The 24,415-nt window shown below is 34.7% G+C and carries 22 protein-coding genes; 14 read left to right on the forward strand and 8 right to left on the reverse strand.

The window, feature by feature from the left end; all coding sequences use genetic code 11:
* Nucleotides 1-18: 18 nt before the first annotated feature.
* The 5 genes from SB689_RS15615 to SB689_RS15635 form a co-directional block, all read right to left on the reverse strand.
* The gene (locus SB689_RS15615; protein ID WP_410693015.1) at nt 19-1,296 is read right to left on the reverse strand and encodes a chloride channel protein; all 1,278 of its coding nucleotides are present in this window, start codon (nt 1,294-1,296) and stop codon (nt 19-21) included.
* 65 nt (nt 1,297-1,361) lie between these two features.
* Complete coding sequence (locus SB689_RS15620) at nt 1,362-2,051, reverse strand: hypothetical protein (RefSeq protein WP_410693016.1); 690 nt, start codon at nt 2,049-2,051, stop codon at nt 1,362-1,364.
* A gap of 55 nt (nt 2,052-2,106) precedes the next feature.
* On the reverse strand, nt 2,107-2,493 hold the full coding sequence (locus SB689_RS15625; protein WP_410693017.1) for a DUF423 domain-containing protein: 387 nt from the start codon (nt 2,491-2,493) through the stop codon (nt 2,107-2,109).
* Between the two features lie 2 nt (nt 2,494-2,495).
* On the reverse strand, nt 2,496-3,566 hold the full coding sequence (locus SB689_RS15630) for a hypothetical protein (protein WP_410693018.1): 1,071 nt from the start codon (nt 3,564-3,566) through the stop codon (nt 2,496-2,498).
* Nucleotides 3,567-3,732: 166 nt separating this feature from the next.
* Nucleotides 3,733-5,061: a hydroxymethylglutaryl-CoA reductase, degradative gene (locus tag SB689_RS15635; RefSeq protein WP_410693019.1), complete on the reverse strand. Its 1,329-nt coding sequence runs from the start codon at nt 5,059-5,061 to the stop codon at nt 3,733-3,735.
* A 335-nt stretch (nt 5,062-5,396) separates the two neighbouring features.
* On the opposite strand from SB689_RS15635, the gene SB689_RS15640 reads away from it, so the two are divergent.
* From SB689_RS15640 to recA, 8 genes are all read left to right on the forward strand, one after another.
* Nucleotides 5,397-6,656, forward strand: a complete 1,260-nt coding sequence (locus SB689_RS15640; RefSeq protein WP_410693020.1) for a putative DNA modification/repair radical SAM protein — start codon at nt 5,397-5,399, stop codon at nt 6,654-6,656.
* A gap of 101 nt (nt 6,657-6,757) precedes the next feature.
* Entirely contained in the window at nt 6,758-7,516 is a 759-nt protein-coding gene (locus SB689_RS15645; RefSeq protein WP_410693021.1) for a TIGR03915 family putative DNA repair protein, read from the forward strand.
* A gap of 306 nt (nt 7,517-7,822) precedes the next feature.
* Nucleotides 7,823-8,809 (forward strand): 6-phosphofructokinase, encoded by a 987-nt coding sequence (gene pfkA / locus SB689_RS15650; protein ID WP_410693022.1) that lies wholly within the window; start codon nt 7,823-7,825, stop codon nt 8,807-8,809.
* A 26-nt stretch (nt 8,810-8,835) separates the two neighbouring features.
* Entirely contained in the window at nt 8,836-9,840 is a 1,005-nt protein-coding gene (gap, locus tag SB689_RS15655) for a type I glyceraldehyde-3-phosphate dehydrogenase (RefSeq protein WP_072410691.1), read from the forward strand.
* Nucleotides 9,841-9,933: 93 nt separating this feature from the next.
* Complete coding sequence (locus SB689_RS15660; RefSeq protein ID WP_410693023.1) at nt 9,934-10,404, forward strand: hypothetical protein; 471 nt, start codon at nt 9,934-9,936, stop codon at nt 10,402-10,404.
* A gap of 319 nt (nt 10,405-10,723) precedes the next feature.
* On the forward strand, nt 10,724-11,500 hold the full coding sequence (locus tag SB689_RS15665) for a LuxR C-terminal-related transcriptional regulator (protein ID WP_410693024.1): 777 nt from the start codon (nt 10,724-10,726) through the stop codon (nt 11,498-11,500).
* 126 nt (nt 11,501-11,626) lie between these two features.
* On the forward strand, nt 11,627-12,823 hold the full coding sequence (locus tag SB689_RS15670; protein ID WP_410693025.1) for an oxygenase MpaB family protein: 1,197 nt from the start codon (nt 11,627-11,629) through the stop codon (nt 12,821-12,823).
* A gap of 479 nt (nt 12,824-13,302) precedes the next feature.
* Nucleotides 13,303-14,310 carry a recombinase RecA gene (gene recA / locus SB689_RS15675; RefSeq protein ID WP_410693026.1) on the forward strand — a complete coding sequence of 336 codons (1,008 nt, stop codon included), beginning with the start codon at nt 13,303-13,305 and terminating at the stop codon, nt 14,308-14,310.
* Between the two features lie 65 nt (nt 14,311-14,375).
* Here the strand turns inward: recA and SB689_RS15680 are convergent, their stop codons facing one another.
* A complete protein-coding gene (locus SB689_RS15680) occupies nt 14,376-17,270 on the reverse strand; it encodes a prolyl oligopeptidase family serine peptidase (protein WP_410693027.1) in 2,895 nt (964 codons plus the stop codon).
* Between the two features lie 237 nt (nt 17,271-17,507).
* Between SB689_RS15680 and htpG the strand changes: the two genes are divergently transcribed.
* From htpG to SB689_RS15705, 5 genes are all read left to right on the forward strand, one after another.
* A complete protein-coding gene (gene htpG / locus SB689_RS15685) occupies nt 17,508-19,400 on the forward strand; it encodes a molecular chaperone HtpG (RefSeq protein WP_410693028.1) in 1,893 nt (630 codons plus the stop codon).
* A 136-nt stretch (nt 19,401-19,536) separates the two neighbouring features.
* Entirely contained in the window at nt 19,537-20,616 is a 1,080-nt protein-coding gene (locus SB689_RS15690; RefSeq protein ID WP_410693029.1) for a hypothetical protein, read from the forward strand.
* Between the two features lie 12 nt (nt 20,617-20,628).
* Nucleotides 20,629-21,183: a LemA family protein gene (locus SB689_RS15695; RefSeq protein WP_410693030.1), complete on the forward strand. Its 555-nt coding sequence runs from the start codon at nt 20,629-20,631 to the stop codon at nt 21,181-21,183.
* Between the two features lie 12 nt (nt 21,184-21,195).
* On the forward strand, nt 21,196-21,558 hold the full coding sequence (locus tag SB689_RS15700) for a hypothetical protein (RefSeq protein ID WP_410693031.1): 363 nt from the start codon (nt 21,196-21,198) through the stop codon (nt 21,556-21,558).
* A 2-nt stretch (nt 21,559-21,560) separates the two neighbouring features.
* Entirely contained in the window at nt 21,561-22,352 is a 792-nt protein-coding gene (locus tag SB689_RS15705) for a hypothetical protein (protein ID WP_410693032.1), read from the forward strand.
* A 50-nt stretch (nt 22,353-22,402) separates the two neighbouring features.
* Here SB689_RS15705 and SB689_RS15710 read toward each other — a convergent pair whose 3' ends face one another.
* On the reverse strand, nt 22,403-22,699 hold the full coding sequence (locus SB689_RS15710; RefSeq protein WP_410693033.1) for an MGMT family protein: 297 nt from the start codon (nt 22,697-22,699) through the stop codon (nt 22,403-22,405).
* 199 nt (nt 22,700-22,898) lie between these two features.
* Here SB689_RS15710 and SB689_RS15715 point away from each other — a divergent pair, with 199 nt between their 5' ends.
* Nucleotides 22,899-23,045 carry a hypothetical protein gene (locus tag SB689_RS15715; RefSeq protein ID WP_410693034.1) on the forward strand — a complete coding sequence of 49 codons (147 nt, stop codon included), beginning with the start codon at nt 22,899-22,901 and terminating at the stop codon, nt 23,043-23,045.
* Nucleotides 23,046-23,422: 377 nt separating this feature from the next.
* Here the strand turns inward: SB689_RS15715 and SB689_RS15720 are convergent, their stop codons facing one another.
* Nucleotides 23,423-24,397, reverse strand: a complete 975-nt coding sequence (locus SB689_RS15720; protein WP_410693035.1) for a deoxyhypusine synthase family protein — start codon at nt 24,395-24,397, stop codon at nt 23,423-23,425.
* Between the last annotated feature and the right edge of the window lie 18 nt (nt 24,398-24,415).

Consider the following 24,415-nt stretch of genomic DNA (forward strand, 5'->3'; position numbering starts at 1 on the left):
ATATCTACCAAATTTGCCTTATTCTTCAGTTAATTTTTCAGACTGCGACCCAATAAATGGAATTCTCGGAGCCAGAAAATATCCCGTTAAACTTGCAAAAAGTATCGGAACAAAGTATGTAAACCCGGTCAAAGTTCCCAAAATAATGGTTGTACTCATCGGAGTTCTCGTTACACAGGCATTAATTGCAGCCATACAACTTACAATTGCTAATGTTGTATCGACGGTAGGAAATAAATTATGGATAATCAACCCCAATGTTGTTCCCACAAAGAAAAGTGGAATGATAAAACCACCTCTCCAACCTGAAGTTACGGTGATTGCAATGGCTAATATTTTAAAAATTAAGATTAAAATTAAAAAGTTTAATGCAAAATTTCCATTGATGATCTGATTGATCTCGTTATGTCCGAAATATCTCGTGATCGGAAAATAGAAAGCAATAATTCCCAGAACAACTCCGCCTACAAAGGTTTTAATGTAAATTGGTAAATTTCTGTATTCAAAAACTTTCTTGAAAAATTTTACGACAAAAATAAAGATCCAGCCAAATAAAGTTCCTACAATTCCAAAGGCGGTTGCGTAGGCAAAATCGTAAACTCCTGTGTAATGATAGGCTTTCAAGTCCCAAGTCGCCCCGATTCCCAAATGGATGATCAAAGCAAACATCAGATAACTGAAACAGCTCGCCACCAACGCAGGAATAATGGCTTTGTAATATTCAACGGCGTGTTTATGATGCAAAATTTCTAATGAAAAAAGACTTCCTCCAAGCGGAGCGCCAAACAGTGCTGTAAAACCGGATGCCATTCCTGCGATACTCAAAGAACGAAGTTCCTCACCTTTCAATCTGAAAATTTTCCCAAGCCAAGTTCCTGTAGAACCTGTCACTTGAACCAAAGGAGCTTCCGGCCCTAAACTTCCACCAGATGCCACACAAAAAAGGGATGACAGAATCATGGAAGGATTATTTTTCGGTTCTAATTTTCCTTTATTAAATCTGATATTATTAACAATCAAATGAATTTCTCCCGGATCGCCGATAAAATGAATGACCAAACCAGCCAGCAATCCACAAATAGCCATCGTCGGAATAACCATCCAACCTTGAAATTCTGCTAAGAACTCAGTAAAATGTTCAAGAACAATCCAATATAATCCGGCAATAACTCCACCGACAAGACCTGTAAAAGCCCACATAAAAAAGGTTCGACTAAACACAAACGGATTAAATCTGATGGGTTGATCCAAAAGATCAAATGTTTTGATAATTCGCCTTCTTCTATTGATTTTCATTTTAATTTATTTTTAGACATTAAAAGAATCTCATCATTTGTTTTAATGCTTTAATCAGCTATTATTTATTCAAATCTTAACACAATTGGCTGTGCAAAGTTTTGTACAATTGGTTTTTGATTATACAGCAAAGGCTTTTCCAAGCCACCAATCGCATAAAGGAATAATGCACTGATGATACCGAATTCTGTATCAGATGCTCCTTTATATTTCACGTTTTTGAATTTTCCATCGATATCAATTACAAAATTCAAATTACAACGATAGGTTCCTCCGTCAAGATCTTCTATTAAACGAACAGGAAAATCAGCTGTTAAGCGTTTTTTCAACTCTCCAAGCTGTTGGAAATTTTCAACTTGACTAATATCAATAGGAGCATTTTTCACTTCCTCAGGTGGCGTATTTCCTACTGCTGGAGGCACATTATTTTCGGTCTGAATTCCGCTCGCTGTTTTAAATGAAATATTGGGATCTATTTTTCCGATCATAACCTCTTTGTCATAGATTTTTTGATACAGATTTTTTAAATTGTTTAATTTTTCACTGTAAAAAGTTCTGTACTTTTGGCTATATAAAACCTGATCTTTTTTATAATCATAGTGTTTAACACTATCAGAAAAACGCTTTTGTATATTTTTTACTTCAGTTAAAATATTTCCATTCATTAATGCTTTCTTATCCTGTGCATTCATTTTCTGAACACTTACAGAAGAAATCATAAACGCAATAAAAAATAATAAAAAGCGATGATTCATGGTTTTATTTTTCGGCAAACAATCTACACAAAATATCGCAGATTTACTTTTTTGATTAAATTCTATTCTTAGCAAAATAAACAATCAGCATTCCCCAACTTATAATCATTAATAAACCTCCAAGCGGTGTGATTGGGCCTAAAAATTTCAGGTTTGCTCCTAAATAATCCTGTAGACTCAAGAAATAAATACTGAACGAAAACAACATCGTTCCTGCAATCATCAAAATAGAAACCCATTTTTCCGATGAAGTTTCAAACTTTAAAACGTATCCAACGATCAATAAAAAGAAAGCTGCATACATTTGATATCTTACACCTGTTTCAAAACTTTCCAGTCTTTCCACAGATAATATTTTCTTTAAAGCGTGCGCGCCGAATGCACCTAAAATTACTGACAACATGCCGTAAACAGCACCAAAGACTAAAGTTATTGTTTTCATTTTTATAATTCTTCTAATTCTAGATTTAAATATTTTTTTGTTTTATGATCTTGCCAGGTTCCTATGATCTTATTGCCTTTCAGATCTGCTTCTATCAAACCTCTCAGCATCCATTGTCTGGCTTCTTCACTATAATAATCACTTTCTACAAGTGAAATATGATTTCCTTGTATCTTCCCATTCCACTCGATTAGTTTTTTATTTTTGTCATACCAATACACCGCAGAAAAACCACCGTCATCATAGATCTTTTTGATTAAAACGGTAATAGGATATTTTCCATCAATTTTTCCTTTATATAGTTTATTGCTAAGACTTGTTTTATCCGTTTGTTCCGAACCCGACAATAAATTTTTCGCATAAGGGCTCCAATATTTATCCAGTTCTTTGTAAGGGAATTCAACGACATGACTGTCAAGCTCATCCAACGCTCTCATTGCATGATTAGAACATCTGCCTGCAATAAATCTGATTTTATCCTTTCCGAAATAATACCCGATATCTTCTAAAGTAAATGCCGTAAAACATTCTTCATACATAGCAATCTGATCCAAAACCTCTTCTGAAAGATTTTTCTCTGATTTTAATTGTGAAAGAAAATCATCAACCTCTTTCTTTACCTGTTTTTGAATTAAATTTTCAACTGTTTTTATTGAATTGACTTGAAATAAATCTTTAGCATTAATAAAATTCCCCGTTCTCAAATCAAAATTCTTCCAGATTAAAAAACTTTCAGGATAAGCTCCGGAGGCTTCGCCATATAATGCAATACTTAAAATATTTTTAGGCGTTTCCAGCTTTTCCCAGCTGTAAAAATAAACGTAATTGGAATATGACGTCTTTCCCGCAGAAACCAGGTTAAAAGGATTTCCTTCTGCTCCCGGAATATATTCTAATTGATCAACCTGCAAAAAAGTATTGATTTTATTTTCTACTCTAGGGTTTTCAGAGTAAGAAACCACTGGAAAAACAGAATCCTCAGTCTTCGGTTTCAAATCGGTTATTTTTAAACTTTTCTGTTGTGAAAAACTTAAACCTGAAATCAGCAAAAAGAATAAAATTTTACTTCTCATTACTTAGATTTTAAATAGAGCGTAATAAATCTGGCTACCAAAGTAGAAATCCCCAAAATAATAAACATAATGGCGAATTTCTTTGAACTTCTAAAACCCGGATTGTTTGTTTTCTTTAAAAATATTCCGAATATGATAAACAGGATTGGTAAAGCAATTTGCAGCATTATTTGTTTCTTAATCTGTTAAATTCGTTGATAACTTCGTGGTGCGTAACCGTTTTATCTTTAAAATATGTCACAAAATGCTGCTTTTCTTCTTCCGTAGCTCCCATTTGATTCAAAATATTGAATAAATGCATTTTCATATGACCTTTTTGAATCCCCGTTGTCACCAAAGAACGTAATGCCCCAAAGTTTTGAGCCAAACCGGAAACTGCCAAAATACTCATCAATTCCTGAGCAGAAGGCTTACCAAGCAAAGCTAAAGAGAATTTTACCAAAGGATGAAGATTCGTTAAACCTCCCACAACTCCAACAGAAATTGGAAGATCGATCCAAAATCTGAAAATTCCGTTGTCTGTTGTACAATGCGTTAATGATCTGTATTGTCCGTCTCTCGCTGCGTATGCGTGCGCACAAGCTTCTGTTGCTCTAAAGTCGTTACCTGTCGCAATTACCACAGCATCTACTCCATTCATCACACCTTTATTATGAGTCGTCGCACGGAAAGGTTCAATTTCAGCAATCATAACTGCTTGTTTGAATTTTCTTGCAAATTCTTCGTTGGAAATTCCACTATCGTCTTTTAAATCTTCAATTTTACAAGAAACCTCAGCTCTTACGATACAATCAGGTGTAAAATTAGAAAGAATATTCATCACAATCTGTAATGTATTTTTTTCTTCCTGCGTGAAAGATTCGCTTGTTGCCACTTCCTGTTTCAATGTTTTCCCGAACTGCTCAAGACAAGAATTAATAAAATTCGCACCCATTGAATCTACCGTATCAAAACTTGCTTTAAGCTGATAATAATTGGGCATTTCAGCAGTTTTGTCAATCAATTTTATATCTAAAATTCCTCCACCACGATTTCTCATGTTTGCCGTAATGTCATTGGTCGCTTCAATCAATTTTTTCTTTAAATTGAAGTTAAAAAAATTAAGCAGTTTATGAGATTCAACATTAAATATAAAGTGCGTGTGACCTAATTTCTCAGTATTGATAATCGTTGTTTTAAAACCACCTTTATCAATCCAGAATTTTGCAGCTTTTGAAGCCGCTGCTACCACAGAACTTTCTTCAACAGCCATCGGAAGAGCAAATAATTTTCCGTCGATCAAGAAATTGGGTGCAATTCCGTAAGGCATATAAAAATTGGAGATCGTGTTTTCAGAAAACTCATCGTGAAGCTTCTGAAGATCAGCATTTTCGTTCCAGTATTGTTTTAATATATTTTGATATTCTTCGTTTCCTTCAAGATATTCTGTGACAAGCCAGTCGATTTTCCCTTGTTTTGTTAATTTGGAAAAACCTTCAACGGGTTTATGGTTCATATGGGTAGATTTTTATTTCTTATTATATGGATGAAAAATCGCGAGTTTACGATTCAACGCATAAATTGATGACCGTAAATATACTAATTTTGTCTCTGTAATATGTTGATAACTTCCATGAAAAAAGATTGACATTTATCAATTTTGGAACTACATTTGAACAAAAAACCGAACTTTTAAACCACAAAAGTAACAAAAGCTTTTGCATCATAGAGAAATGCATGCTTGTAAAAAGTAAACATAAGATTCTTAAAAATCTTTGATTTTTTCTTCTGTGAACTTTTATTTAAACTTAAAATCTTTTGTGGCTTTTGTGGTAAAAATAAAATAAAAAAATGAATTTTGACCGTCTGAAAGAAAAACTCGAAATCCTTGCCGATGCAGCGAAATATGATGTTTCATGCTCATCCAGCGGAGGGTCGAGAAAGAACAAGAAAGGCGCTTTGGGAGACAGTTCCGCAAGCGGAATTTGTCATACCTATACGGAAGACGGACGATGTGTTTCTCTTCTCAAAATTCTTTTGACCAATCACTGCATTTACGATTGTGCCTACTGTGTTTCCAGAAGTTCGAATGATATTAAAAGAGCTGGTTTTACGGTAGATGAAGTGGTAGATTTAACAATAAATTTTTACCGCAGAAATTATATTGAAGGATTATTTTTAAGCTCAGGTATTTTCAAAAATGCCGACACGACGATGGAACGTTTGGTTCGTGTTGCGAAAAAATTACGTCTTGAAGAAAATTTTAACGGATATATTCATTTAAAGTCAATTCCCGGTGCAAGTGACGAATTGATGCAGGAAGCCGCTTTGTATGCCGACAGATTATCTATTAATATTGAAATTCCAACAGAAAGCGGCTTGAAATTATTGGCTCCTGAAAAAAATCGACAGGATATGCTCAATCCGATGAAATATATTCAGAATGGGATTGCTCAATATAAGGATGAAAAGAAAATTTTCAGAAAAGTTCCGAAGTTTGCGCCTGCCGGACAATCTACTCAAATGATTGTTGGCGCAACCAATGAAAATGATTTACAAATCATTAAAGTTGCCGATCATTTTTATAAAAATTTTAATCTTAAAAGAGTTTATTATTCCGGTTATGTTCCCGTTTTGGAGGATAAAAGATTGCCTTCTTTAACAACAGTAGTTCCGATGCTTAGAGAAAACCGTTTGTATCAATCGGATTGGCTGATGCGTTTTTATGGTTTTAAAGCTGAAGAAATTTTAGATCCGAATATGCCGTTTCTTGATTTGGAAGTTGATCCGAAATTGAGTTGGGCGTTGAGACATTTGCATCAATTTCCTATTAATCTACAAACCGCGGATTATCAAATGATTTTAAGAATTCCCGGAATTGGAGTGAAAACAGCTCAGAAAATTGTGAGTGCAAGACGTTTTCAGGTTTTGACAATAGATCATTTGAAAAAATTGGGAGCAGCTGTGAACCGTGCCAAATATTTTATTGATTTTACTGCTGGAAATATTCATTTGAGACATTTAACTGATATTAACCTTAGAAAATTGTTGATTGGCGGAAGTACCTCTAAATTTCAGAATCAGTTTTCTCAGCAGTTGACTTTATTTTAAACCTTAACACAAATTGCACTAATATTTTTCACGAATTTCACTAATAATTCTGTGTAAATACCAAATAAATTCACACTAAAACTCTATAACTCCAACTCAACATGACTACCCTACTCTACGACGGAAGTTTCGACGGACTTTTCACTGCAATATTTGAAGTTTTCGAATATCGTTATAAAGATGTGGAAATTGTAAGCCGAGAAAGGTTTTATCAGGAAAATATTTTTGCGGAAATCCATGAAGTTATTACTCAGACTGAAAAAGCAGAAAGGGTTTTAAATAAATTAGAGCAAAACATCGGTAAATCTGGAATTCATGATCTGTTGAAGGTTTATTTATCTGAGGAGTGGGATTTGGAGCAACTTATTTTATCTGCTGTCAAACAATCGATTCAACATCCAACCGAGAATATTCTGCAAAATTATGCAGACAACGATATGTTAAGAATATCTAAAATCTGCAAATCCGTCAGTCGAGAAAGACATAGAATGACCGCATTTGTACGTTTTGAAAAAATGCAGGATGATGTTTTTTTCGCTAAAATAGATCCTGACTTCAATGTACTTCCTTTAATTCGAAAGCATTTTAAAGACCGTTACCAAGATCAAAAATGGATGATTTACGACTTGAAAAGAAATTATGGAATTCTTTACGACTTGGAAAACTGTGATTTCTTTTATCCTGACGAAAAATTAGATTTAAATAAATACCAGCAGAAGTTTCATGATGAGGAAACACAATATCAAACACTTTGGCAACGATATTTTACGAAGACTAATATTGTGGAAAGGAAGAATTTGAAATTGCATATTCAGCATGTTCCGAGGAGGTATTGGAAGTATTTGACAGAGAAGAATTAAAATAAATTCAGATATTCTTTCTCCCACAGATTACACAGATTTGCACAGATGTTTGAAAATATTATTTTAATCAGCTAGCTTTCAGCTATTGCTCAATCGATTCAGCTGTTATCCAATCCTTATTTAGTGAAAATATTTCATCTTAATATGAGTTTGATTTAATGCTTCCGAATCTAAAACTACGAGATATATTTTTAAACCAACAAATTTTAGACATTTTTAATAATTTATATTCAAAAGTCTTATGAAGTTACTACGATAATCTGAACTTGTTTTTGTAGATTTGTGTTCGAAATTTTTTACTAGATGAAAGAGAGTGCTGTAAAAAAAATTGCAGTTCTTACTTCTGGAGGTGATTCTCCGGGTATGAATGCAGCATTAAGGGCGGTGGTAAGAACCGCAAATTATTATAATATAGAATGTTACGGAGTAAGAGAGGGCTATAACGGTCTTATTCACGACGAATTCCTGAAAATGGGACCTCGTTCCGTAAAAAATATAATCAACCAAGGCGGAACTATTTTGAAATCTGCCAGATCCAAGGAATTTAGAACCAAAGAAGGCCGTCAAAAAGCCTACGAAAACTGTGTAAAATACGGTGTTGATGCATTGGTGTGTATCGGTGGGGACGGAACTTTCACAGGAGCAAAGATCTTCAATGAAGAATTTGGGATCAGAGTAATTGGTGTGCCGGGAACTATCGACAATGATATTTTCGGGACTGATAACACGATTGGTTACGACACTGCCTTGAATACCGCAATGGAAGCAATTGATAAGATCCGTGATACGGCAACTTCCCACAACAGAGTTTTCTTTGTTGAGGTGATGGGTCGTGATGCAGGTTTTATTGCTTTGAACAGTGGATTGGCAACTGGGGCTTTGGACATTTTAATTCCTGAGAAAAAAGACAGTATGGATGAGCTTTTTGCAACATTCAGAAATGCTGAAAAAACAGGAAAAGCTTCAAGCATTGTTGTAGTAGCTGAGGGCGAAAAATTAGCCAACATCTACGAACTTGCAGAGCAGACCAAACAGGAATTCCCGGAATACGACATTCGTGTTGCTATTTTAGGACACATCCAGAGAGGAGGATCACCAAGCTGCGCAGACAGAGTGCTGGCGAGCAGATTGGGTTACGGAGCCGTGGTTGGATTAATGGAAGGAAAAACAAACGTAATGGCTGGAATGCGTTCCAACGATATGGTATACACACCGATCGAAGAAGCCATTAAGAAACATAACGAAATCAACAAAGATCTATTATTGATTTCAGAAATTTTAGCAATCTAATATTTTATAATTTAAAACAAACTATTATGTCAACAATTAAAGTAGGTATCAACGGGTTTGGTAGAATTGGACGTCTTGTTTTCAGAGCAATGACTGAAAGAAGCAACATCGAAGTTGTAGGAATCAATGACCTTATCGATGCTACATACATGGCTTACATGTTAAAATATGATTCTGTACACGGAATTTTCCCGGGAGAGGTATCTGTAGAAGGTAACGATCTTGTGGTAAACGGTAAAAGAATCAGAGTAACTGCTGAGAGAGACCCGAACAACCTAAAATGGAATGAAATTGGTGCTGATTATATTGTAGAATCTACAGGTTTATTCTTGTCTAAAGATTCTGCTCAGGCTCACATCAACGCTGGTGCAAAAAAAGTAATCCTTTCTGCTCCTTCTAAAGATGATACTCCAATGTTCGTAATGGGTGTAAACCACACTGAACTTACAGACGATATCAAAATCTTATCAAACGCATCTTGTACAACTAACTGTTTAGCTCCTTTGGCTAAAGTTATCCACGATAACTTCGGAATCGTAGAAGGTTTGATGACAACTGTACACGCTACAACTGCAACTCAAAAAACTGTTGACGGTCCTTCTGCGAAAGACTGGAGAGGTGGTAGAGCTGCTCTAAACAATATTATTCCTTCTTCTACAGGTGCTGCTAAAGCGGTAGGAAAAGTAATTCCTTCATTGAACGGAAAATTAACAGGTATGTCTTTTAGAGTACCAACTGTTGACGTTTCTGTAGTTGACCTTACTGTAAGATTAGAAAAAGCTACTTCTTACGAAGAAATCTGTGCTGCTATTAAAGCTGCTTCTGAAGGTGAATTGAAAGGTATTCTTGGATATACTGAAGATGCTGTAGTTTCTCAGGACTTCATCGGAGACAAGAGAACTTCAATCTTCGACAAAGACGCTGGTATCATGCTTTCTCCTAACTTTGTAAAACTTGTTTCTTGGTATGACAACGAAATGGGGTATTCAAACAAGTTAGTTGATATGCTTGTACACGCTGCTTCTTTATAATTAGAAATAATTAATTAGCAATATATAAAGCCTTCCGATTGGAAGGCTTTTTTTGTTTTCAGAATTTTGTATTTTTGAAATAAACATACACAAATGAGCTCAAAAACTTTTCAGGAAAAATCTCGTTTTCCGATATTTATCGTAATGCTACTTATTTTTCAGTTAATTGTAACGACCTTGATTCTTAGAAAAAATGGAGAATTTGATATGACTATAGTCTACATCACCGTTCCTCTTGTTTTACTTTTCACTTTTTCTATTTTAAAATTAAATCTCAATAAAAATTATTTTGAATACAGCTTATTTCCTTTCACCTTTACATCAAAAAAATTAGAATGGAATGACATTAATGAAATCCAAATTGTAAAAGTCAATCCTCTTTTCGATTTTGGAGGTTGGGGAATCAGGCTTTCAAAAAAATATGGAAAATCCTTTATTATGGGAAGTAACGACATCGTATTTTTAAAACTAAAAAATGGAAAGAAAAGATCCTTCTCCATAAAAAACAAAGAAGCGCTAGTTGAATTCTTCAATGAAAATAATATTCCCTACGAAATAAATTAGTTTTAAAAGAAAAAAAATACCTCCCAAAAAAATTTGAGAGGTTTTTAGTTTATCCTTTTCAACAGCTAACGAAAATTTTAAACTTTATCATTAGGATACTGTTCTCTGCAAACAGCATATTTCTAATTTTTTATTGTTTGATTAAATTTTTTCTAGACCAAGAGTAAGTTAAGAAATATTCAACTGTAAAGCTAAACAGTTTAAAGAAAGTTTTCATGGTTATTAACTACACAAAGTTTAGAATTTTATCTCGATAAAAAAATCCCCCTTTTGAGGTATTTTTAAGAAAATTTTAACTATTTTTAAGCAAAACTGAATCATGCAGAACTCGGAGAAAGAACACCCTTTAATTGAAATATGGAATAGCTATCCCGGCATCAGGAGAAACGATAATAAAACCCTGCAAAGACCTCCTATAGAAAGAATCATTGGTGAAATGTTCGCTATCGGAAAGTTCTATTATTATGTCTTAAACCTTACCAACAGTACACTTTCTCATCATCATGAAAATATTTTACAGCTTCATGGCTTAAAAAAATATCCGGAAAATCTAAAAGAAGTGATAGACCTCACCCACCCTGACGACATTCCGTTTGTTATGAAAGCCGAGCAAATGGTTATTGAAAAAATGCTGGAAATTGGTCTGGATCATCAACTGTTCACAAAAGCGAGCTATTGTTTCAGGATGAAAACGGCCAATGGAAGTTATGAATTATTTCATCATCAGGCAATTCCCACGTTAGAAGACGAGAACGGACATCTTATACAATCCATTAACATTCATACAAATATTCATCATATCACCACCCAAAATCCGTACACTGTTTTGGTTTCGGGAATAGGTCCGAGAAACGATTTTCATCAAATGAAAATTGAAAACGAATTATTGCCTCAGCATTCCTGCATGAATTTAACCAAAAGAGAAACCGAAGTAATTTCCCTCATTGCAAAAGGATATTCCGGAGCTGAAATATCCAAAATGTTGATCTTATCTGAACATACCGTACGAACACACCGAAGGAATATTTTAGCAAAAACAAACTCCAGAAACAGCAAAGAACTCGTAAAAAAAGCTTTTGAATGGGGACTTGTTTGATGTGAATTGTGAATTAATCCTATCAAAAATTCACAAGGAAAGCGAATTCACCATTATCTATTCACTTTTAAATTCTGATAAATCTCACCAGGGAATTTCGGCTTAAAACTTGTATTTTTATATTCAATGGAAAAAGCAATTTTACAACCTCGTTTCAAGGATTCTCAACATTTCAAAGACTTTTGGATAAAAGGCAACGGCAAACAACTTACTGATTTTACCGGAGCAGAAGTGAGTTTCAAAGATTTTGAAAAATTCGCTCCTTATTTTTATCACGTCGATGAAATCGGGGATGAAGTTGTAAAAGACGTTTATCTCACTAAAAAATTCAGTGAAGGTTCGAAAGAAATTGAAGGCTATATCCGAAATGGAGTTTCAGAAAACGACGACGTTCCCGAAAGTGTAAAAAAATTGTTTTCACAAACCCAACATGTTCCTGAGTGGCTTGATTATGACTTGCTGAAAAGCGGTGCCGAACTTTGCATGAGAAGCAATCTGGATTCTTTAATTTCCTTGAGGGATTACTGCTTAATCGGAGGTTACGATTATGCTTATCTCAACAAGCCTTTAATTGCAACTGAAGCTTTGAAAAAAGGCGCTGTAAAACGACTTTCTGAAACATTGGATTTTTGGGTAAACGCAACCCGATACAACGCTTTGGAAATTCACGCAAAAGGTTACGAATTTGCCATCAAAACAAGATTAATTCATTCTTACGCAAGACTTTCCATTAAAAAACATTACAAAGAATGGGATACCGAAAATTGGGGTGAACCCATCAATTCATGGGATATGATGGCGACTTATATAGGTTTCAGTTTGGTTTTTCTTCACAGTCTTAAAAAACTTGGAAACACATTTTCCGTTGAAGAAGAAAAAGGGCTTTTTCACCTTTGGAAATATGTCGGATATCTATTAGGCATCCCCGAAAACCTTTTACCGGACGACAAAAAACAGGCTACGGAATATTTTTATTTATGGACTTCCATTCAACCGCCAGCCGATAAAGAATCTGCTTTATTAGCCCATTCTCTTTTAAATGAATCTTTGGAAAATCCTATTCTGAAATTTAAATTTCAGCGAAAAAATTTACGCTATTTACACATTTGCTGTACATGGTTTTTATTGGATGATGATGTTTGCAGGAGATTGCACATTCCAGATGTTTCCAACAGAAAATTATTTCCAAATACTAAAATTATCATTAATAAAATTTATGACAATTTGGTTAACCGCAACACCAGAATTAAAAGAGGTAACAAAGCTCAATTGAAAGTATTGGAAGACTATTTGAGGGTTACGAAAAACTCTAATTTTCATTAATTTTTTTTAGGAGCTATTTCCCGCTTTTCGTTACAATCTTTTTTTTCAAAAAAGGATTTTCACTGCAATCGGGGCTAGGATTTCAGGGATTGTGGCTTCGAGAACCTCAGCCACCAAGGAAATTTTGTCGTTCTTCCTAAGTATAACTTCACTACTAAGTAAACATAATATTTGTCATTCCAAAGGAATCTAAACAAAGATTTTTCCGATTCTATCTCTACAAAATAAACTTAGATTCCTACGGAATGATAAACTTTGTGGTTAATTTAATAATATAAAAAATATTTAAGCAATAAAAATATTTTTGACTTTCAGCACTAAATAAGCAGAACAATTTTCATACTACATTCAATTCGTTCTGAACCATATAACCTATTAAATTTTATCATTTTTTAACTATAAAATCAATTTTCAGGAAGAAATAATATTAGTTTTTGACGGTAAAATTCACTATTTTTGAGCAATTATTTTAACAACAGATGAGCAACATAGACGATAAGAAAAAAGCACTTGCATTAGTGCTTGACAAGCTAGATAAAACATACGGAAAAGGGACTGTAATGACGTTAGGAGATAGTGCAATCGACACTACTATCGAAGTTATTCCTTCAGGATCTTTAGGATTAGACATCGCTTTAGGCGTTGGTGGATATCCTAGAGGAAGAATCATTGAGATCTACGGACCTGAATCTTCAGGTAAAACAACTTTAACGCTTCACGCAATCGCAGAAGCTCAGAAAGCAGGCGGAATTGCTGCATTTATTGATGCAGAGCACGCTTTCGACAGAGGTTATGCAGGGAAATTAGGAATTGATCTTGAAAACTTAATTATTTCTCAACCAGACAACGGTGAACAGGCTTTAGAAATTGCTGACAACCTGATCCGTTCAGGAGCAATTGACATTGTGGTAATTGACTCAGTTGCTGCATTGACTCCAAAAGCAGAGATCGAAGGTGAAATGGGAGATTCTAAAATGGGTCTTCATGCAAGATTGATGTCTCAGGCTTTGAGAAAATTGACGGCAACTATTTCTAGAACAAAATGTACGGTAATTTTCATCAACCAGTTGAGAGAGAAAATCGGTGTAATGTTCGGAAACCCTGAAACAACAACCGGTGGTAATGCATTGAAATTCTACGCTTCTGTAAGAGTAGACATCAGAAAAGCAAGTGCACCTATCAAAAACGGAGATGAAGCTGTCGGAAGCCGTGTAAAAGTGAAAATTGTGAAAAACAAAGTAGCTCCACCTTTCAAAATGGCAGAATTCGACATCATGTACGGTGAAGGTGTTTCTAAAACAGGAGAAATCCTTGATGCTGCAGTAGATATGGGTATTGTGAAGAAAAGCGGTTCTTGGTTCAGCTACGGCGAAACTAAACTGGGACAAGGTCGTGATGCTGTAAGAGATTTATTGAAAGACAATCCTGAACTTTCTGAGGAATTGGAAAATAAGATCAAAGAAGAAATTGCTATTAAAAAGCAGTAATTTCTAAAGATATATTTAACAGAATCGGCGGCACCAAAGGTGCCGCCGATTCTTATTTATCAATATTAAGGTTTCTCGTCTGTTAGCTCAAATCCCCAATCTTTTCCTTTTTGTGTGGCAGGAACACCTTTGGTCATCCAAGTCGGAGCCTTGGCACCTTTAAGATAATAATCGAAAAACTGCTGTTCACGGATTTGGATATCTTTTCTGTTCTGACGCTTTATAAGATTATGGTCATCTCCATTATAATTCAGAAGCCAAACCGGTTTTCCCAGACGACGTAATGCGGTAAACATTTCAATTCCCTGATACCAAGGCACTGCCCCATCTTTATCATTACTCATAATGACTACCGGAGTTTTCACTTTATCAATCGTAAAAAGCGGTGAATTTTTAATATAAAGATCCGGTGCTTCCCATAAATTTTTTCCTAATCTGCTCTGTGATTTTTCATACTGAAACTGTCGGTTCATTCCAGAACTCCACCGGATGCCTCCGTATGCAGAAGTCATATTTACAACAGGAGCGCCACTCCATGCGGCTGCATACATATTAGTATGAGCAATAAGATAAGCCACCTGATAACCTCCCCAACTTTGCCCCTGAATTCCTATTTTAGTTCCATCCACCCAAGAATTTTGCTTCAGTTTTTCAACTCCCGAATTGATATATTCCATCGCAGATTCTCCGGGAAAACCATCGATATATGAAATATCAGGTGTAAAAACCAAATATCCGTTGCTCACAAAATAAGAAATATTTAATCTTGAAGGTGTTGGAGCCGGAGCTACATAACGATTCAGATTATCAGAAAGTTTTTCATAGAAATAGACAATCATAGGATATTTTTTATTCGGATCAAAATTTTCCGGTTTGTATAAAACTCCTGTAGATGAATTTCCTTTTGGGGTTGTCCAGTTTACCAATTCGTCCGTTCCCCAATTATAAACTTTTTGTTGTGGATTCGTATCACTCAGCTTGTCCTGCTTAGAGAAATCTGATGTCGCAAAAATATTGGGAGAATCAGTATATGATTCTTTAATTAAAATATATTCTTCCGCATTTTTTGCTTTTTGAAGCGTTCTGTGTCCCCAGACATTTTCCATTTGAATCTTTACAGGATCTGCGTTCGAATGAATAGATGTTTTAAAAATTCCGTTCGCTTTGGATGTATTATCAAAAGCTGATAAATAAATAGAAGATTTTCGATTTAAACTTTTAATATCTTTATCTAAATCGTAAGTATCAAATGTTATTTTATTTTTACGTCCGAATCCATTTGTGATATTTCTTGACTTTTTTGAACCGTTCAGGAAAAACTCCCAAAGATCGTAACGGTCTCTGATAATCACAGATTCATCATTGTCCGTCCAGGATGCGATCCCATAAGGGTCTGGGAAATCTGGCATATCAAACTCTTCATCTACGAAAGAAACTGGTAATTCGTTATTCAAAGGAAGCGTTTGCTTTGTCTTCACATTATAGCTGAACCACTTTCCCTTTTCTCTGTCAAAAATCACAACGAATTTACCTAGCGGCGATACAGCGACCGAGCCATTAAGATTGTGAATGATCTCTGTTCTTTCCCCAGTTTTATTATCGATAAGGAAATACGTTTTCTTTGTTGAACCTTCCCATTGCGAAGAAATACGGTTGTTTATACTTGTAATACCCAATGTAAATTCAGCATTTCCTTCATTTACCAATCGTAAAGTATCCAAATCTTCTCCATCGATATTTCTAAAGAAATTTGGTTTTTCGGTTTGCATTACTGCCGCATAAGATTTTTTCAGATCATCTTTCAACTCTTTTAGCTGTACCGTTTGCAGATAATCATCTTTATAATTCCAAATATCCACAACAGCATGATCGTTAGCAATCATCGCGGTATCTTTTGCAATAGGTTTTGGAGCAACACCAAAATAGAGCTGCTTCCCATTTTTACTGAATTTTGGTAAACGGTTTTCAGAAATTACCCAATTCTTTTTCATTTGCGAATTATCATTGGCTACAATTTCCTTTTTATTGTTTTTAAAATTAAAATAATACAACTGATACAGTTTCACCAAATCATTCTGCGCAGAAGAAGTACCTACAAATGCCAGCTGATTTCCTTCTTCATCAAAAGATAACTGTGAAAAATCACCTTCCATCTCAGAAATTTTATTTACCGCTCCTGTCTGCAAATTAACTACCTGTACGGTTTGAAATGCATATTTCTTTGGCTTTGATTTGTCCGTAACTTTTTTATCCACAGATTTATAATCTGCCGAATCTTTCTTTTCCTTTTTATCTTTGGTTTTCTCTTCCGGTTTCTTGGTTACAAAAACGAGTTGTTTCCCATTCTCACTGAATTCATAGCGAAAAACATTATCATAGGTGGTACTTTTTCCATTTAAAAGATTTCGTACGACTAACTGTAATGGCTTTGAATTTTTATCATCGTCTTTCTTTTCATCTCCATCTTCTTTATCAGAAGCATCATCCGAAGATTTATCTTTTATATTTTCCAAAAGATAGGCAACATAAGAACCTCCTTTTTCAGGGATTTTAAACCCTTTTACATTGGAAATTTTCTCCGTTTTACCACTTGAGAAATCAATGATAGCAAGGCTGTCTTTGGTTAGTTTATTCTGTTTTAATTTTTTATCCTTTACCGCTTTTATATCTTTATACAAAGGGCGGATTTGAAAAACACCAAACCTTGAATCATTTGTAAATTCTACTTTCGTTCCTCTAGGAAACTGCTTCGAGTTTTTATTTTTAACCGAATATAAAAAAAGGTTGGGATTTCCTTCCTGAGCATCCACAGAATAGGCAATCCATTTTCCATCATTTGAGATTTTTCTCGCACCAATATTTTGCCAGCTGTCGTAAACAGAATGGTCTAAAGGCTTTTTCTGTCCATACATAAAACTGGTCATGATGAGCAGAATAAAAACTGTACATTTCAACTTCATTTTAAAAAATTTAAGGATTAAAAGTAAGACATTTGATTGAGAAAAGTGTCATTTGGATGGAAGATGGAAGTTGGTGGATGGAAGTTAAAAGCAGACTGCTAATATTTTTAGTTTTACTTCATAAGATGACGAAACAAAATTTCCAGCTCCCATATTCGAGAAAAAATGTCAAAATGTCACTTTTTGTTGCGTGGTATTTTTTTTGTGAAGAATAACACAAATCAAAACTAAATTATTATGACTAAAGGAAATATTAATGTATCTGTGGAAAATATTTTCCCGCTTATCAAAAAATTTCTTTACAGTGATCACGAAATATTCCTGAGAGAATTAATCTCAAATGCAACGGATGCGACTTTAAAACTAAAGCATTTAACAGGCATTGGCGAAGCTAAAGTAGAGTACGGAAATCCGAAACTCGAAGTGAAAATTGATAAAGAACAAAAAACACTTCGCATCATCGACCAAGGAATTGGGATGACTGCAGAAGAAGTTGAAAAATACATCAATCAGGTTGCTTTTTCAGGAGCTGAGGAGTTCTTGGAAAAATATAAAGACACCGCAAAAGATTCAGGAATTATTGGTCATTTCGGACTTGGGTTTTACTCTGCATTTATGGTGGCTGAGAAAGTGGAAATTTTAACTAAATCTTACAAAGATGAATCGGCAGTTCGTTGGATCTGCGACGGAAGTCCGGAATTCACTCTTGAAGAAACAACAGATAAAACAGATAGAGGAACTGAAATCATTCTTCATATTGCAGAAGATTCATTAGAATTTTTAGAAGAAGCAAAAATCCGTGAACTGTTATTAAAGTATAACAAATTCATGCCTGTTCCTATTAAGTTCGGAACAAAAACCCACACATTACCTTTACCTGAGGATGCTCCGGAAGACGCTGTTGCAGAAACTGAGGAAGTAGATAATATTATCAACAACCCAACTCCGGCATGGACCGTTGCTCCAAGTGATTTGACGAGTGAAGATTACATGACATTCTATCATGAGTTGTACCCAATGCAGTTTGAGGAGCCTTTATTCAATATTCACTTGAATGTAGATTATCCTTTCAACTTAACAGGGATTTTATTCTTCCCTAAATTGAGCAACAATTTAAATATTGAGAAAGATAAAATTCAATTATACCAAAACCAAGTATACGTAACAGATGAAGTAAAAGGTATCGTTCCAGATTTCTTGATGCTTCTTCGTGGTGTTATTGATTCTCCAGATATTCCATTGAACGTTTCTCGTTCTTACCTTCAGGCTGATGGTGCTGTAAAGAAAATTTCTTCTTACATCACTAAAAAAGTTGCCGACAAAATGGCTTCTTTAATTAACGAAAACCGTGCAGATTACGAACAAAAATGGAATGACATTAAAATCGTTATCGAATACGGAATTGTTACTGAAGAAAAATTTGCAGAAAAGGCAGACAAATTCACGCTATATCCAACAACTGACGGAAAATATTTCCTTTGGAATGAATTAGAAGAGAAATTAAAGCCAACACAAACGGATAAAGATGGTAATTTAATCATTCTTTATGCTTCTAATGCTGATGAGCAACACAGCTACATTCAGTCTGCAAAAGATAAAGGATATGAAGTTCTTCTTTTAGATTCTCATATCATTCCTCACGTGATCCAAAAATTGGAAACTTCTAAGGAGAAAATCTCATTTGCAAGAGTAGATGCTGATCACGTAAATAATCTGATTAAAAAAGACGAGCCAACTATTTCTAAATTAAATGAAACTGAAAAAGAATCATTAAAAAAGAATGTTGAAGACGCTGTTCAAGATAAAAAATTCACTGTTCAACTTGAAGATTTAGACAGCAATGATGCTCCGTTCACCATTACTCAGCCCGAATTCATGAGAAGAATGAAAGATATGCAGGCAACCGGCGGTGGCGGAATGTTTGGAATGGGGAGTTTCCCTGAAATGTATAACCTTGTCGTAAACTCTAACAGTGAATTTGCCAACCAGATCTTAAAAACTGAAAATGCAGAAGAAAAAGAAGGATTGGTAAAACATGCTTTAGATTTGGCCAAACTTTCTCAAAATTTATTGAAAGGAAAAGATCTTACAGACTTCATCCAAAGAAGTTATAAACAACTGGAAAAATAGTTTAATTAATTATATTGTGGTTTCGGGGTCGACTTTGTCGACCCCGAAACTTTTTATATCACTTTATTGTTGAGCCTTTTTTAGCATTATTAAGTAATTTTAAATATCTTACATTTGCAAAACACACCAATTACAAATGTTTGAGATTACGATCCAAATGCTTCCTTTTCTGATGCTTTTCAGTTTGGGTATTGCACTTTTTCATACTGTTATTCTGACAGGATTACTAGAGCTCAAGATCAGACCAACATGGATCATGTTTATAATTGATCCTTTGATTATTGCTTTAGGATATTATTTCTTTCCTCACCAATCAGGATTTATATTCATCGGACTTTTTCTTTCTGTTTTTCTATTAGCAATCATCGCTATGATTACGAAAGGAATAGAAAGCATTTATGATTCTTTCAAAAAAGCAAGACAAGAGAAAAAGCCTATTTGGAAAATTGTTTTAGGTGGTTTTGGAATCCTTTTTATTTATCTGGGATTCTTCTATTTTGGGATCTACTCTATTTTCATCATTTTCTTTATTATCATTCTCGGTTCTATTTTACCCAGTAATAAAAATCGATTTTTCTTTTACCAAAGAAACCTTCCGACCTCTAAAATTAAAAGTGTCGCCATAGGTTTAGCTGAAATTTGTGGAAAGGCAAAAGCCATAGAACCAGTATTTTCATCTTACAGCACGACAAAATGTGTCGGATATATTTATACGGTAGACGAAATTACCGAATCTAGAGATGACGACGGAAAAACAAGCAAATCTTATCGTGAAATTAAACGAAAAATAGGTTTTAATAATTTTTTACTGGAGGATGATTCCGGAAGTATTGAAGTTGTTCCTGATAAAATAGAATGGATCAGTTTCTGGCCTGTCACAGAAATAGAAACCGGAAATTTACGGTATCGCGAATATATTTTAGATGAAAAAACAGAGATTCTGATGATCGGGCAAGCTTTCTATGAAGATGCAAAAACGATTTTCAGATATGACGATAATAAAAAGCTTTTCGGGATGGCTCCTTTGGAATGGGTTAATTTCGCTAATAAATGGAGACCTTTAAAATTAAAAGCCGTCGCTACTCTATTATGTATTGCCCTTTTTTCAGCTTTTATTATATTGATTCCTGTAAAAGCCAGTGGAACTAAACTTATTTTCGAATCCGTAAACTGGAAAGAAAATTTTTCTAAAAATCCCTTTGATTTCTTTAAATAAAACTAATAAACAATGCTTATTCCATTACTTATTTTCATCATTGTAATTGTTGCTGTTGTCTCGTTTCTGGTAAAATCTTATAACCAGATTGTAATACTGAGAAACAACGTAGACAAAGCATTCTCCAATATTGATGTTATGCTGAAGCAACGCGCTGATGAAGTTCCCAATTTGGTTCGTGTTGTAAAAGCAACTGCACTGTACGAAAACACAACCCTGAAGGAGCTTATTGCACTTCGAAGTCAATATCTACAATCAGAAAATACGAACGATAAAATAAAAATTGCACAAGGCATTAACGGAGGAATTAAATCTCTTCTAATTTCTATCGAAAGTTACCCTGAAATAAAAGCATCACAATCTTATTTGGAGCTGCAAAAAAGACTAAGTGATCTGGAAAATATGATCGCCGACCGTCGCGAATATTTTAACGATTCAATCAATTTATACAATACCGGAATTCAAGTTTTTCCGGATGTATTGTTTGCAAAAATAATGAGTTATCAAAAAATGAAAATGCTGGAGTTTTCAGAGAAAGAAATAGAATACAACGGTGTTCAACTTTAAAATTAAATAAACATGGTCATAGATTTAGGCATTATAGGAGACTTCGTGAACTCACGAAAATTTTGGGGATCATTGGCTATTGGTTTCCCAGTGGTTACCATCGGACTTTTTGTTTTATATAGCATTGTCAGGAAAATTACATTCTTAAAAAACATTGTGCAATACATTTTATTGACTTACGGACTGTCGATTTTACTATTTATGCCCATCATCTTTTTCTCCGCATTTTTGGAAACCGAAAAACTGAAACTTGCTCTCGTTTATCTTATTATCCTGTTTTTTGTTTCGATATTTACACTGTTCAATCAACGGGAATGCATTAATTTTATGAAAGAAGTTTCAAAAATGAAAAACTTTAATGCTAATAAATCTTAGCTATGTGGTATACACTAATTTTCACCGCCATTATTGTCGTTTTACTTATCCTCAAAAAGAAAAAAGCAGGAGCAATTATTTCGATAACCGGACTTATTTTGCCGACTCTTGCTACTCTTATTATTTCAGGAATGTTCTTTTTCTTAGCCGGAATTGTTGGTCAATCAGCTTACGCTTATTTATTTGAGAAAAAATATGATGCGAAGGTGGTAAAATATGATTATACCGATGGAGATTCAGAATCAGATGCGGTGCCTATTGCTATTGTAGAGTTTAAAAATGATAAAAATCAAACCATTCAAAAATCAATTGGATATGGAGCAAGCCATCCTATCGAGCTTGGAAAAACCATAAAAGTCTCTTATAAAGAAGGAGATAAATACATCAAAAACATGAGTTTCTGGGAGCAAAAATTGATTGTATCTCTTGTTCTTGTATTCTTTTTCATCTTCACCATCGCCATTATTGGAATTACACTTTACGCTCTCAATCGCGACATTTCATTTATCTGGACAATTGTTATGGGCTTTATGATGTATATTGTTTTTCCAGGCGCTATGCTGTTTTTTATCATCGTGCTTTCGTGGGTAATTTGGGAATATTTCCAAGGAAAAAGAGATGACATGCCCATTTGGGCTTTGGGAATTTGCAGTTTGTTCGTAACATTTCTGATTCCTGCTTTATTCGGATATTTTAAGATGCTTTTTGAAAAAGAAAATTTTAAGCAAAGCAGCAAAAAATCGAAGCTCATCAAAACAAGATTCATAAATCTCAGCAAGAAGAACACAAAATAACTTCTTCTACAAACATACCTTCACTGTTTATTTACCAAACTGTAAAAGTCTTATAATTCGTCCAAAGGATTCCAAAATAGTCTCTTGAAATTTTTAATTCTGAAATTCTCCACCTCGATTCCTTCTGCTTCTAATCTTATTTGAAATTCCGGAACGGATAAGGTTCCTGAACTTGAAATCACACGATGAGCCGGAACATCTTTCGGGCAACCTCCCATTGCTTTTCCGACATGACGGGAATGATTGGGGTAGCCGACTGCTTTTGCAATAGCTCCATAGCTTGTTACTCTTCCTTTGGGAACGAGTTTGGTAATTTCCCAGACTTGTTGTTTGAATATTTCGTCCATTTTTTTGTTTTTATTTTGAAACGCTTACCTATTTTTAACACAAAGATCGCAAAGTTTTTTTTGAAATGTTTGAAAATATTTTTCGTTCAAAGGTGTTTTACTCAGCAAAGTAACGAAGTTGGGGTCATCTTATTTTTATTTTTGCATCATTTTTGAACTCTACTTGTTTCAATGGTGTTTCTCATTAAAATATAAAGTTATGAAAAAATCATTTTTTAGACTCGTAAATAAAATCAATAAAGCCGTTTTACCGAAATTGAGTGATAAGGATCCGAGTACATTGACCAAAGTTCAGAAAGGGATTTTGGCTTATCGATATTTCGTGCTGACTAATTCTTTAGACTAACAGTTTTGCGTGAGGGATATGGAGGGCGCGAGCGAAGCGAGCGGTGCAAAGCACCGAAACGAAGTGGAGCCCGGAGAAGCCCGACCCGAGATTTGGGTTTAGCTTTGGAGAGGGGCACGCGCTGATTTTTATAAATATTTTGACCACAGATTTTCACAAATTTACACAGATGTTTGTGTTCTAATTTTCTTTGTTAATTGTGTGTATTTTTCTTTGATACTATTTATTTAAACACAAATTTCACAAATAAGTTTTCACGAATAAGCACAAACATCTGTGTAAATTTGTGAAAATCTGTGGTTAATAAAAATAAAAAAACGCCCAACAAAATTGGACGTTTTATATAACTTCAAGCTTCAGACTTCTGTCTTCCTGCTTTATGAATTTTCTAAGATGTAAGAGAACATCAATGGTGCACAGATGGTTGCATCACTTTCGACGATATATTTAGGTGTTGTGATATCTAATTTACCCCAAGTAATTTTCTCATTCGGAACAGCTCCTGAATACGAACCGTAAGACGTCGTAGAATCCGAAATCTGACAGAAATAAGACCAGAACGGAATGTCATGCATTTCCATATCCTGATACAACATTGGAACCACACAGATTGGGAAATCTCCTGCGATACCTCCACCAATCTGGAAGAATCCTACTCCTTTTCCACCTGAGTTTTTAGTGTACCAATCTGCCAAATAAGCCATATATTCGATACCCGATTTCATTGTAGAAAACTGTAATTCTCCTTTGATACAGTAAGAAGTGAAGATGTTACCCATTGTAGAATCTTCCCATCCCGGAACTACAATTGGTAAATTTGCTTCTGCAGCAGCGATCATCCAAGAGTTTTCTCTAGGAATTTCGTAATACTGCTCCAACACTCCTGAAAGGATCATTTTGTACATATATTCGTGCGGGAAATATCTTTCTCCTTTCGCTTCAGCATCTTTCCAGATTTCAACGATATGTTTTTGCAATCTTCTGAAAGCCTCTTCTTCAGGGATACAAGTATCTGTAACTCTGTTCAATCCTCTTTCTAAAAGAGCCCACTCGTCCTGAGCCGTAAGATCTCTGTAATGCGGAACTCTTTCGTAGTGAGAATGCGCTACCAAATTCATTAGATCTTCTTCAAGATTCGCCCCAGTACAAGAGATAAAATCTACTTTATCCTGACGGATCATTTCAGCAAGAATCTTCCCTAATTCAGCAGTTGACATCGCTCCTGCCAAAGTAATCATCATTTTTCCGCCATCTTTAAGATGTGCAACATACCCTTTAGATGCGTCTACCAATGCAGCTGCATTGAAGTGCAGGTAATATTTCTCTATAAATTCAGTAATCGGTTTGCTCATTATTTTGATTTTTGCAAA

Source organism: Chryseobacterium sp. SIMBA_038, from assembly GCF_046535115.1.
GTDB lineage: Bacteria > Bacteroidota > Bacteroidia > Flavobacteriales > Weeksellaceae > Chryseobacterium.